General features: G+C 43.1%; 7 protein-coding genes. 6 read left to right on the top strand and 1 reads right to left on the bottom strand.

The annotated features are described in order from the left end of the window. Nucleotides 1-1,282: DUF92 domain-containing protein (locus tag ISR87_14475; protein MBL7026645.1), on the bottom strand; the 1,282-nt coding region annotated here is incomplete at its 3' end. A gap of 487 nt (nt 1,283-1,769) precedes the next feature. Here ISR87_14475 and ISR87_14470 point away from each other — a divergent pair. From ISR87_14470 to ISR87_14445, 6 genes are all read left to right on the top strand, one after another. Then, nucleotides 1,770-3,458 (top strand): VCBS repeat-containing protein, encoded by a 1,689-nt coding sequence (locus ISR87_14470; GenBank protein ID MBL7026644.1) that lies wholly within the window; start codon nt 1,770-1,772, stop codon nt 3,456-3,458. Between the two features lie 97 nt (nt 3,459-3,555). Continuing rightward, nucleotides 3,556-6,297 carry a TonB-dependent receptor gene (locus tag ISR87_14465; GenBank protein ID MBL7026643.1) on the top strand — a complete coding sequence of 914 codons (2,742 nt, stop codon included), beginning with the start codon at nt 3,556-3,558 and terminating at the stop codon, nt 6,295-6,297. Between the two features lie 11 nt (nt 6,298-6,308). Beyond that, nucleotides 6,309-9,428, top strand: a complete 3,120-nt coding sequence (locus ISR87_14460) for a hypothetical protein (GenBank protein ID MBL7026642.1) — start codon at nt 6,309-6,311, stop codon at nt 9,426-9,428. Further along, the gene (locus tag ISR87_14455; GenBank protein MBL7026641.1) at nt 9,425-10,441 is read left to right on the top strand and encodes a PorV/PorQ family protein; all 1,017 of its coding nucleotides are present in this window, start codon (nt 9,425-9,427) and stop codon (nt 10,439-10,441) included. The genes ISR87_14460 and ISR87_14455 overlap by 4 nt, the downstream gene beginning before the upstream one ends. Nucleotides 10,442-10,636: 195 nt before the next feature. Continuing rightward, a complete protein-coding gene (locus ISR87_14450) occupies nt 10,637-11,782 on the top strand; it encodes a hypothetical protein (GenBank protein MBL7026640.1) in 1,146 nt (381 codons plus the stop codon). Continuing rightward, nucleotides 11,782-13,598: hypothetical protein (locus tag ISR87_14445; GenBank protein ID MBL7026639.1), on the top strand; the 1,817-nt coding region annotated here is incomplete at its 3' end. The genes ISR87_14450 and ISR87_14445, both read left to right, overlap by 1 nt.

The raw sequence follows: 13,598 nt of genomic DNA, 5'->3' as shown, positions 1-13,598 counted from the left end.
CCCATTCCACAAAACCCATCAATCCCGCGATGGCAACAATGATTGCAGCGCCTAACACGCCGCCTGTTGTTCCTAACGATGATATCCCACCTGAGAAACCCTTGGGAACCCGTTTCCAGGTCAGAATGTTCAGGGGCAGGGATTTACTAAAGCTGCCGATCTCTGTTTCCCATGTATCTGCAGTGGCACTTGCCAGAGAGGCCAAAAAGGCCCAGTAGAGCCAATCAATTGAGAAACCGCTAAGATACCATGCAATTGTGAATATCAGCGGTATACCGCCATTCGCGTAGACCTGTACGATATCGCGCTGAGAACCCTTGGAAGCGATGATATCCTTTCTGGATTGTCGATCTGCAATTTTTGAAAGTATGCTGGATAATACAAAAAAACCGATGAGGGGGAGCATGGTATGCCAACTGCCCATACCGAACATAAATAAACCAATTAGAAAGGCACCAAAACCACCACTGACACTTAATGCCTTGAGTTTGAAAGCGCTATAGCCAAGTATCATGGAAACGGCAAACCAGCCACCCATATAGGGAAGGGTGCCTGTGGCCATGGAAGAAAGATATAAATCCATACCCAGGGCGGCAGTCAGTGTGAGGGTCAGATTGTCACTCCCACGCTTGGAGACCGCTTCACCCACGGTGGCTACGGCAGCTGTAAAGACAGCCATACTTATCAAATGATCAAGGGGTAGGGGTGGATTGTTGATGATGTTTGAATATACAGGGTAAGCTCCAATCACAACAATGAGAGTCACGCAAAAGAAAGCAACACTGCCTGCCCAGCTTTTTTTATCGTACCATAGAATAAATTTTCGTTTTGATTTTACCCGTTCACCAACCACGGTTGCAGCTGTATCGGAAAACGCCAGAATAAGCATGGCCACGACAAAGAGAACGATATTTCTCTCCCAGAACATGATGACCAGCAGCGTAAATGCAATTGGAAAATAGACGGTCCCGAATGACACACGCTCTGTTGTGTGCATGCCTTTAAAGCTATCTTTTTTTAGAGCGACATAGTTGAGAATGGTAAATATTACCCCCAGCAAAATAACAGGTGCACTGGCTTGTAGAAAAAATGGCGCCAGAGAGACGAGAATTCCAACCATGACATGGACAAATTTCCTGGAGAGCTCAGGCGATAGTTTTAGAACTTTTCTGGCGACTTCTGCAAGTCCGATAAAGAACATTATAATAGCGAAGAATACTGTAAAGGCTAACCATTCACTGGAAAATTCATAAAATGTTGGCAGAATACGTCCCTTTCTCAATTAGATTTATGGCTGATAGCCTCACTGTAAGTCCTGGATAAGCGTTAATAGCACCAGAAAGCATGATGACAAGATAAGATTTGACAGCACAATGTCACATGAATACATCACTGCTTATTGTGCGTACCAGCACAAATATATCCTCGTGGATATTATTATTCAGGTGAGGATTTCGCCTTCTCTTTATGTGCTGCAAAAATGGCTAGAATTGAGGTTGATCAACTCTTTTAATATTGAGATTTAAAATATCATCAATAATAAAAATTTCTATAAATGCCATGAATAAAATATATATAGAAAGACTAATAGTATTGTAAATACAAGATATAGAGCGTTTGGATAGAATAAAAATATTAACTCGGGGTACTTAATGACCCCCTTGAAAAGCAGTATGTAAATAAAGTCAATTAACTATGCATAAAATGGTATCCATCGAAAAGACTTGAAGCTATATTTCAGCGAATATATTTAATCAAAGGAGAAATGTATGAAGTCTAAGTTACTTTTAATTTCCGCTATTGTCATTCTAATGGCTTTCAGCGTATCAGCTCAAGAATCCTGGGGTACCGGATGGAGCACAGATTTTGAGGTTTCAGTCCATGACGGATCACCGTATGGCGTTGATGGTGTCCTCGTTTCAGATGAGATTTCATCTGGATGGGATATCGATGCCGATGGAAATCTGGAATTTTTGGTTTTAACCGATAATTCAAATCCAAACGGTGGTGGACCAGAATATCCTACTGGTATTTCCCTATGGCTGTACGAAGCCAATGCCTCTGGTGGCTATGATCTTGCATGGTCATATTGGGATACCACCTTGTATACAGGTGGAGCAAGCTTTCCAACTCATACTGTTGGCGATTTAGATGGTGATGGGAATGCAGAAATCCTGGTAGGTATTCCTTATGGATCTGGTAACCCTCCTGATGGCAGTAATCCTGCTCGTTTTCTAGTGTTTGAAGGTCCAGTACTTCCAAGTACTCCAACTGCTACGTGGAACTTTGGCGTGTCCGTTGGTTCAAATACCAGACCCTCAGGTATGTCCGTTGGCGATTTTGATGGCGATTCAGAACAAGAAGTTGCCATGGGATTTAGAAGCTTCAGTGATGCAGCTGTTAATGATGCCATGATGATCTTTTCATTAAATGGTGCCTATCTGGGAGGATTTACGCAGTGGACTGAGGAATTACTGGACACCCTGAGTGATGTAAATAGTATTTATGCTGTTGCTACATCCGATTTAGACGGTGATGGAATTGAGGAAGCATTTTTCTCATCCTTCAGTAGGGACAAGGCTTATATCTTCGAAGGTAACGGAACTCCAGATACCTACAACATGAACACTGTTGTTGGTGATCCCTACTGGCTGGGTGGTTTACACTCTGCCTATGCCTGGGATGCTGACGGTGATGGTTCCACTGAAATGTTTGTTGGTAATGGTCAGCAGAAGTTCGTTATCATTGATGGCGTAACAGATGCCATGACTTTTGACAGCAGTTATGTTCATCAAATCGATGGTCCAGGAACCGGTTTTCGTGGAATGGCCGTTGGTGATTTCGATGGAGATAACAAAGTTGACGTATTTAGTGGTGATAACTACCTCACCAGTGTAACTCGTTGGGAATGGGATGGGGTTAACGCTCTGACTGATTCTGCATCTTGGGTCAAATCAGAAGTATATCAACAGGATACTTCAGGTGCTGCTCGTACCTATTACGTATCCTTTGGTGGTTCAGCTTCAAACGGTGGAACCAGCTCTGATCTGAATGGCGATGGTTTTCCTGATCTTTGTGTTGCTTACGAAGATGGTGATTCAACGGCCACTTCCTATGTAGTAATATTGTCCAATAATGGCACAACTGCCATCGCAGGCGGTTTTGGTAGCCAAATGCTCAATAGCTACAAGCTATCTCAGAACTTTCCAAATCCTTTCAATCCAACAACCAGTATCCAGTATGATATGAGTATTGCAGGTGATGTAACACTCGATATTTATGATCTTCAAGGAAGATTAGTAAATACTATTGTCTCTGGGCACCGGGAAAGTGGTAGCTATACTGCTACATGGAATGGTTTAAGTGCTTCAGGAACTCCTGCTGCTAGTGGTATATATGTATATACACTAAAAACAAACGGAGTCTCAATTTCCAAGCAGATGACTTTTCTTAAATAGCGTTCTAGCTTAATAAAAGCCCCCGTATTCTAACGAAAACGGGGGCTTTTGATTTATTTCAATACATCAATAATTTTTCTTTCAGTGAGACAATACTATGAAGTTAAAAAGCTTACTAATAGCCCTGTTATGCACATCTTTTTTAATGGCGGGTACCACCGGCAAGATTAAGGGAACCATCACTGATGAAGAGGGTGCGCCATTAATCGGTGCCAATGTTGTTATTGAGAATTCAATGATGGGAGCTTCATCTGATGAGAATGGGGATTATTATATCCTGAATGTTCCCCCGGGTGAATACACACTCAGGGTTATGATGATAGGATATAGCACCTTAGCCATCTCAAAAGTGTTAATCATTACTGACCTCACAACTGACCTCAATGCAAAATTAACCATGCAAATTTTAGAGTCAGACGAAGAAGTAACTGTCATCGCTACTCGTTCCATGATTCAGAAAGATGCCACGGCCAGCGCTGCCGTCATCGGCGCAGATGTTATCAAAGATTCACCTATTGAATCGTTTCAAGCCATCATCCAAACTAAAACAGGCGTAACCGTAGACGCTGGTGGTGCACTGCACTTTAGAGGCGGTAGAGCAAGTGAGGTAGCCTATCTCATCGATGGTATCCCGAATATCAATCCCTTCCATCAGGGCTTGGGAGTGGATATCGCCACCAATGCCATTCAAGAATTATCAGTTATCACAGGTTCATTTGCAGCAGAATATGGACAGGCAATGTCAGGTGTTGTGAACATCGTGACAAAAGACCCCAGCCACGACTATACAGGATCCCTGTCGCTTATGGGTGGTGATATGCTGTCAAACTACAATATTGATGATAATGAAAAGATCAGGGAAGAGGTCAAACCCTACAACCTGAGCAATCTAAGAGAGATAGAAGCTTCCCTCTCTGGTCCAATTCCAATAATTAATGATTTAAAATTTTTTACATCCCTCAGGCATTTTAATCGCGAGGGAACGCTCTTTGGTCTCACCAAGTATAATTCCCTTGAAGAGCGTCGTATAGCTATGGAACGTGGTGACTCACTGGGACTGTTACAGTCGGAAGATGAACAGCAGGTCTTCTCACTCAATCCCGACACGAAAATTAATGCTCAGGGAAAGGTGATTTATTATTTGAATCGATCTATGAAACTGCAATACACAGCCCTCTATGAAAACGATAAGTGGAAAAGTTATTCTCACTCCCGCAGATTCATTGAAGATGGTCACTATCAGAATGAGAAAAATGCCCTCAATCATATTTTAAAATTGAATCACCAATTGAGTCAAAATACCTTCTACTCCATTGGTCTATCCAATACTACAAACGAATACAAATACTTTGCCTACGATGATATCAATGATCTTCGATATGTTTCTGCCGATTTTTATCGTCAAGATGATAATTATGAATTTTATACCGGTGGCACGAACAACTCCAGATATGATCGAGTCACCATTACCAACCTCATACAGGGACAGTTAACTACCCAGCTTGGCTCACAACATGAAGTCAAGATGGGTTTCGATGTTAAACGCCATGATTTTAAGCTTGAACAAAAATCCATCGAAGTTGATTTGAGGGATGAGCCATGGTATGATGTTAATAACAACGGATCATACGATGAAGATGAACCTTTTAATGACATCAATGGGAATGGTATCTGGAACAATGCTACTGACATCAATGGAGACGATATTCCAGGTAATGCAATCCTTCCAGAAGAAGATCTTTATGCCAATGAATTTCATAACCAACCCACTGAGTTTTCAGTATTTCTCCAGGATAAAATAGAACTTGAAGATCTGGCTTTGAATGTTGGGGTCCGATATGACTACTACAATACGGATGGAAAAGTAGCCTTAGACTGGAGTGATCCAAAACCAGATCAGGTTAAGGATGCCACTATAAAGACTCAGTTTAGTCCAAGATTTTCTTTGGCTTTTCCCATTACTGCAGAAGGAAAATTGTTCTTTTCATACGGTCATTTTTTCCAGATGCCTGCCTACAACTATCTGTTTCAAAATGCAGAGTTTAAAGTGTTAAAAGGTGTCATAAAAACTGACATTGGTAATGCAGATTTAAAACCTCAAAAAACGATAAGTTATGAGGTTGGTTTTGAACAGGCATTGACCACGCATTCAGCTATATACTTAAAACTATTCTACCGAGATATGAGAAATTTACTCGGGCAAAAGGTTTATGTATTGCCAGGTGGGTCAGATTCCTATGCCCTGTTTATTAATCGGGATTGGGGGAATGTAAAGGGAATCACTGCTTCATTTGACCAACGATTCTCAAATGCTATCTCAGGAGCAATTGATTACACCTATATGGTCGCAGCTGGAAATGCATCTGATCCAACACAGGGTAGAAGTGACTACCGGTATACTTCTGAACCCCTGAGGCAAGTCGTGCCGCTTGACTGGGATCAAACCCATGCTTTCAGGTTTGTCATGAACATCGGGGAGCCAGGCGATTGGAGAATCAGTTCAATTGGTAAAATTGAGACCGGATACCCTTATACACCATCTGATGTAAACGCAACAGTCCAGGTTGCCGAGGAAAATTCAGCTCGCAAACCCACTCAGATGAATCTGGATATTAATGCATATAAGAACTTGGACATAAGTGGCCTGAACATTCAGCTATTTGTAAAAGTCTACAATGTGTTTGACTATGAGAATCAAAATTATGTGTGGGATAGTTCTGGTAGCGCAGATTACTCGCTGGGCCGCTATGGGGACGAAGCAACCCCCCAATGGATAAATCGACCAAATTGGTATTCCACACCAAGACGCGTATATATGGGTCTCAAGTACGAATTCTAGGAAAGCAGATTATGCAAACAATTAAAAATAGTAAATGGTTAAAATTGAGTATTGTGCTATTAATCTGCACAAATGTTTTGCTTGCACAGGCAGTGGAAAGACCTGCCGGTCCAATGAAATATTGGTCCAAACAGGAATTTGAGCAATACATCCAGCAGATAGAGGGAAGACAGCTAGCTAAACCCGGTGCCCATGCAGACAGAAAGTTCGGCATGCACGGTGGCAATGCCATCAGAACCTTGTTTTATAACTATGGTTCCGTAGGTAGACCCAATACAGAACCCTCACTGGAATGGCCATCCTATTCAGGTCATGGATATGCCTACGAGTTTGGTGCCGTTGTCGGTGCTGAAGTAATAGATATCGATGGTGATACTATCGTGTTCTTTTCAGATGGTATGCTTGACGGTGGCGAAACCAGCCCAGGTACTGAAGTCAGGGGATGGGAGCCACTTCCCGGATATGCCAACGATGCCGGAGAAGATATTGCAGTCTCAAATAAATCTGAGACCTGGGGTGATCTATTCCCAGCAGATGAAGATGGCTTTTTGACCTGGCCAGGACAGTATGGCAACGATGTCATTGTATCTGATTTTGAAAGCTATTACAAGATGGATGACAGGTTCAACGATGAATACGAGTATTACCCAGTTCCTTCCGATTCTTCCATTCGCGGATTGGGAATTGAAGTCACTGCACGTGGTTACCAGTACGCCGCAACAGTGGCTGAGGACATAATCTTTTTTCAATATGAAGTGAAGAATATCTCCGAGAAGGTTCTCGATAAAGTAGTGGTGGGAATGATAGGTGATCCACACATTGGCGGTGGTGGTGATTTCGCTGATGATTATGCGGGATTCATCGATAATTCCGGTTATGATAGTTACTCAGAGCAACAGGTTGAAGTTGGGGGAATGGTATATGCCTGGGATAAGGAAGGTTCTGGAAATGATTATGGTATCCCCTGGGAAGACTTAGGCTTCCTGGGTTTTAAATTTTTAGAGAGTCCCGGTATTGACGATGATGGTATTGACAACGATGGAGACGATCCTGGTGACGGTAGCATGATTGATGAAAGCCAGTCTGATGGTATTGATAATGATGGTGACTGGAATGCCACAGATGCCGAGGCCGCAGCAGATCTCGCCGAAGCAGAAAATTACTGGGATGCAAAAATGTGGAACGGTATTGATGATGACAATGATGGTCGCATTGATGACTGGGGTGATCTGGATGCCAAATCTGATGATCTGAACGGCAATGGCGTTCCTGATCCCGGTGAACCAGATTTTGACGAGACAGACGGCGATGAAACAGATATGCTTGGTTTGACGAGTTTTTGGGCACCCATCTATGGTCAGGAAGAAGCCCAACAGGATGAAAGAATGTGGGAAAGAATGGCTCCTGGCACATTCGCCACAGGTGATGATATTGCTCAAGAGGCAGATAATATTTTCATCTTTGGCTCAGGATATTTTTCTTTGGACATTGGTGAAACTAAAAAGTTCTCTGTAGCATTGATTATGGGTAAGGGAAAACCGGACCTCATTGGAAACGCACAGGTAGCTGACTGGATCTACAAGCTTAACTTTAAATTTACCCAGCCGCCAGATAAACCAAATGTCGTCGCCGTACCCGGTAATAATAAAGTCACCCTCATCTGGGATGGGCTATCTGAATCTTCGGTTGATGCTGTAAATGGCCTGGATTTTGAGGGTTATAAGGTATACCGCAGCCTTGTTAAAGGCGAATGGGGTGAAGAAATTACAAATAATCAAGGCATTGGTGTAGGTTACGTTCCCATAGCCCAATATGATTATGATAACGGTTTTGAAGGTCCCCATTCGGTTCCTTCTGCAGAAGGGTATCACTATGATATGGGTAATAATACTGGATTGTACAGATCATTTGTAGACTCCAACCTGGTCAATGGCTTGACCTATTATTACGCCGTGACGGCCTATGATCATGGGAGTATTAGTGGAAATTTAGCACCTCTGGAATGTTCCAGGTCATTTGGTGAACCAAATGTTGTGGAAGTAATACCAAATGGTCCAGTAGCAGGGTATGACGCAGCAACAGCCATTGTGACGCACGTTGAGGGTCTCGCTGGTTCTACTTTTGAAGTATCACTGCTGGACTATATGAGTCTGGATTCAAGTGTGGCATATGAGGTTATTTTTTCACCGGCTGGAAACAGTATAAAAATTGATGCGGAGAAAATTGACTCAAATAATGATACCACTGTTATCTGGGAAGCCCTTTCCATGAATACTTTGGACAAAGGTTGGAATCAAATATTACCACTGGGTCCCTATGAAGTATCCATACTTGATTTGACCCTAACCAAGCTAGATTCTTTGGCCTGGGTTGATGCCACTGGTGCCGCAACTGCTGGGCCATTTGACTATTCCTATGCCCTTAGTGCCTTTGGTGGAACTGCCTACCCTCGTGATATGGTCATAGAATTTTACGATAACTATGCCGATACATCTATTATTTTTGGACCTCAACCCGTTCGATTTAAGATTACAAACGTGGATGATGATGTACAACTTGATGTTCTTTTCGAAGATAATGATGGTGATAATGAAGTAAGTATGGGGGATAAGATCACACCTATCTTTTATTCTAATGGTGCTCCGACACCCACCTGGGCTGTGACTGTCGATACCCTGTTTACTACACCACCAGCAGGGTCAAAATTAAGAATATTCACATCAAAAAAATTCTGCACACTGGGATCCATAGATCGCTACAGAATTGAGTTTGCCAATCCCAAGGTTAATAACAGCAAGCTTGAAGATGAGATGGATAGAATTAGTGTGGTGCCAAATCCATATGTTGCTGCCTCAAGCTTTGAAGTAGCTCCACCGGCTGTGTTTTCCATGGGACGAGGTGAGAGAAGGGTTGATTTTATTCATCTTCCTCAACTATGTACCATAAACATATATACCATCGCTGGTGATCACGTCAAGGAGATTGAGCATAGCGGCTCCCTGTTCGACGGTACAGAATCGTGGAATTTATTAAACACTGAGGATCAAGACATCGCCGCTGGGTATTATATATACCATGTGGAAACTCCAGATGGCTATGAACATATTGGAAGACTGGCGGTGATAAAATGAGAGTTACCAAATGTATAAGTTTGATACTGGTAGTCTTCGCTTTTTCCATGGCAAATGCTGAAACTATAACAAAAGCCGGGACCACATCAGGTCAATTCTTCAAAATTGGAATGAGTGCACGTGGTGCAGGTATGGGAGACGCCGCAACATCCATAGTCTCGGATGGTTCTGCCATATTCTGGAATCCAGCAGGTTTGGCATACGTCGGTTCAGGCGAAGTATCCATAAGCCATTTGAATTGGATAGCCGGGATAAAAAGCAGCAGTATGACCCTGGCATATCCTGTGCCTAACGTTGGAACACTCGGCCTCTATGTTGTTTCGCTATCCATTCCCCAGGATGAAGTTACCACTGTTTCACAGCCAGAGGGAACAGGAGAGTATTTTGATGGAGGCGATTTCTCCATTGGAGTAGCATTTGCAAAGAAAGTGACAGATAGGTTTTCATTCGGTGTAACTTCAAAATTCTTGCAGGAACGGATATGGACCATGTCAGCCTCATCCATGGCTGTTGATGTAGGTTCTATCTATCACTCCAGTTGGCGAAATTTTAGAATTGGATTCGTCCTTCGGAATTACGGAACATCAATGAAATTTTCTGGCCGCGCAAATCTGGTCACCACTGATCCAGACCCAGTTATTGAGGGTAACAATGAGTTCATTCGTGCTGAACTTGAACTGGACGAATGGGATATTCCCATGCAATTGACCACAAGCTTTGCTGTGGATCTCTATTCCAGTGATTTGCTAAAATCAGTCCTCGCCGTTGATATGGTTCATCCCAATGATAATGTGGAATTTTTCAATATTGGTGCAGAGTTTACCTTCATAGATATGATATTCCTAAGGGGTGGTATCAGGCATCTGGGTCAGGAAAATCCAGTAGGAACCAGCGCATTTGGCGGTGGTATCAGGGTTCCATTTGGTGGAAAACAGCTGAGTCTGGACTATTCGCTCACAGATTTCGGCCCCTTCAAGAATGTTAATCATTTATCAGTATCTTATGGATTTTAGAACCCCATCTCCGTAAAGTGAGAATATTTGGAAAAAGAGGCTGCTATCGGGTAGCCTCTTTTTGTATACTCTCAGTATGAGTTACTATATTGTATGGTTCCAAAAACCCAGACAACGTGGATAGAATCAAAATACTAGCCGTTGAATGTGATTACTTTATTAGCCAAGATGGCCGTGGGAAGGAAAATTAATAGTATGCTAAAGATGATCTTAATAGGACTGCAAACCCTGTTCCTAAGCAATGCAATAGCGCTTCCGGTGGATTCACAAGTCACGCTCAGGGAAGCCGCAAAGTCCTGGGTATCCTTGAATGGCCAACCCCTGTACTATACATCAAATAATTCCCAGTATATGATTGATGATCAATCTATTAGAAAAATGCCAGCATATAGATCTGAAGCCAAAATAAGTCTTTCTCCCACAGGAGATTTTCGTCTGATCTCAATGCTGCAAGATCTGGGAGACATTAAGAACGGGAAACGATATTCTGATTATTTCATCCTCGATGGTCAAAGTGATCTGCAGTATTCTGTGAACATCGGTACCGAATCAGATCTTAAACCGCCTGTGGCGGCAATCTCCGATAAAGGTGTGCTGGCTCTGGTCGATCCTGTGAAGGCTTTGATTTATTTCTATGAATCTGGTAATCTCATAGCTGAAGGCCAGCTATATGAGGATGAGGGTGATATGAGCATGGAGCGCAATGTCCTCATGCAATGGGTTGGAGACAAATGCTATATACTCCTTGAACGCCCTGGTTTTAATGGCGGTCCTGCAGGAAAGTCTCTTTTCATTAGCATTGATTCTGGCGGACGCGGTCAAAAAACATCCTATCTACCTTTCAGCTATCTCCAGGATTTTGTATTTCAGAATCAGCGCTTTTTTGTTAGTGGGTATAACTACTCCGCAACGGAGACTGAGATGCAGCCCTTCATAGTTGAGCTATCAACCGGGGGTGAAGTACTGTGGAGTAACAAAAATTTTGGACATGAACTCTATTTATCTCCCGATGGTTCCTTTCTGGCAGCCGTAAGTAGTCATGAGTTCATCCAGTTATTTGAATTAGGACCCAAACGCGTCCAAAAGATTCTTTTTGATCATGAAAACAAAGTCTGCCTGGGAGTCTCAGTCAACAACCGGGGTGAAGTAGCTGTTATCCGAGTTGCCGCTGATTTCTTTGCCAAACGAAATACCCATTTCTCTCAAATCTTTTTTCCCCAGTCGAACCGCACCGTTGATATAGAAATTGATCCACGCTCACCCCGTTTGTTCAAGATTGATACTGATGGAGATCGCTTTTTTATCGGTACCAACTATGAGTGGCTAGAGATCAGCCAGTAATGCGTCAATACCTTATCTTCCTGTGGCTACCATTGGGATTGGCGGCGCAGATAAATAATTTTTCCTGGCCCATGGCACCCATGAATCAACAACATCGTATCTCTGCTACTTTTGATGAATGTCGTGAAAACAGGGATCATTTTCACAATGGTACGGATATGCCACTGGCTCCCGGACAGAATGCACTCAGTATCATGGCTGGCACTGTCACTGGAATCGGTTCAGATTGGATCAGAGTTGAAGATTTTGCCTATGTCCATGTGCTTCCATTGGCTACTCTCCATGTGGGCAATACAGTCGCCCAGGGAGCGGTAGTGGGTCATACCGATAGTTATGCTCATATCCACCTGAATTATGGAGGAGGAGCCAGTGGTCATCCTACAGGGAATCCACTTTTGCCTGGAAAAATCACGCCTTTCGTGGATCCTTACCACCCCCGCTCTCCGATTATTCAATTCGTCATGGATGAGAGCTCCAGCGCTTTCTCAAACAATACCCTCAGTGGTCGTGTGGATATCATTGCCCAGGCGGCAGATACAACCGATCTCCAATCCAGCATTGATATGAACAATGGCATCTATACCATTGGCTGGGCACTGTATTCAGCTGACACCTCTGAGATATTGAGAGGACCTCATTTCTGGTTTGAGGCTGATCAATTGTACTCCAATTCAAATATTAATCGGGTTTATGCTCCTGGATCCTCCACCAGTATTTATCGCTACATCGTGACCAATCGCGTCACTTCAAATGACTATCTCGATTGTGACCTTTACGAACCGGGTCCATATGTTATTTCGGTGATGAGTTCCGATACGCGAGACAACTGGGATACCACCTATGTTAACGTTCTACTTAGTGATGTTGATCTTCTGCCACCAGGGCGACCTGATTTCAGATACATTGGCCCAGATGCCAGTGGTAATCTTCACTTCGAATGGGAAGCACCCAGTGATGCAGATCTAGCCGGATATATCCTTGAATTCTCATATGATGGTGTTAACTGGAGCTCCAATCATGGTCCATCTATTCTCACTGCTGATATGACCAGCTTTGAAGTGGTCGGGTTCCCCCAAGACACCTATTTGCAGTTCCGAATGAAGGCAGTGGATACTGCAGCTATACCAAACCAGAGTGAATATTCAGATACCTATGGTGTTCGTCTTAACAGCGATGCTTCACCCATCCTGGTGGTTGATGGATTTGATCGCACAAATGGATCCTGGACCAGTCGCCAGCACAATTTTGCCACGTATTATTCTGAAGCCATTGTGAATAGTGGTTCTTCTGCAGGCATCACAACGGTAAGCAATGAGTGGGTGACTGCTACCCAGGATATTCACGATTATTCCGTTGTCTTCTGGTTTATGGGTGATGATAGCAGAACGGATGAAACTTTCAGCACCTCAGAACAAAATGTAGTCACTGCCTATTTAAATGGCGGGGGGTATTTGTTCGCATCAGGGGCAGAAATTGGATTTGATTTAAGTGCAGGCTCAACTGCTGATGCAGATTTTCTGAGCCAGATTTTACATGTGACTTATGCTGGGGATGATGGCAATCATGCAACTATTAATGGAGTTGGACCTTTTTTCTCAGGATTTGGCTTTAATTATGGTACATCTCCATATATTGAAGACTGGCCTGATCATTTTAGCCCTGCTTCAGGTGGCGAAATAACACTCCAATATGGGAATGGTCTGAATGCAGCCATTGGGTATAGGGACAATGCTTCAGGTACTTTCATATTGGGCTTGGCCTTTGAAACCATCGACACCGAATCTCACAGATCCGAGCTGGTGGGAAGGATACTAGG

It is taken from the genome of Candidatus Neomarinimicrobiota bacterium, assembly GCA_016784545.1.
GTDB lineage: Bacteria > Fidelibacterota > UBA8477 > UBA8477 > JABMPR01 > JABMPR01.
Note: the sequence above shows the minus strand (reverse complement) of the source record. Positions and strands in the feature narration are given on the sequence as shown.

Excerpts from the sequence above, each read along its gene's own strand:
- ISR87_14460 (MBL7026642.1), top strand. The coding sequence starts at position 6,309 with ATGCAAACAATTAAAAATAGTAAATGGTTAAAATTGAGTATTGTGCTA.
- ISR87_14465 (MBL7026643.1), top strand. The coding sequence starts at position 3,556 with ATGAAGTTAAAAAGCTTACTAATAGCCCTGTTATGCACATCTTTTTTA.
- ISR87_14455 (MBL7026641.1), top strand. The coding sequence starts at position 9,425 with ATGAGAGTTACCAAATGTATAAGTTTGATACTGGTAGTCTTCGCTTTT.
- ISR87_14470 (MBL7026644.1), top strand. The coding sequence starts at position 1,770 with ATGAAGTCTAAGTTACTTTTAATTTCCGCTATTGTCATTCTAATGGCT.
- ISR87_14450 (MBL7026640.1), top strand. The coding sequence starts at position 10,637 with ATGCTAAAGATGATCTTAATAGGACTGCAAACCCTGTTCCTAAGCAAT.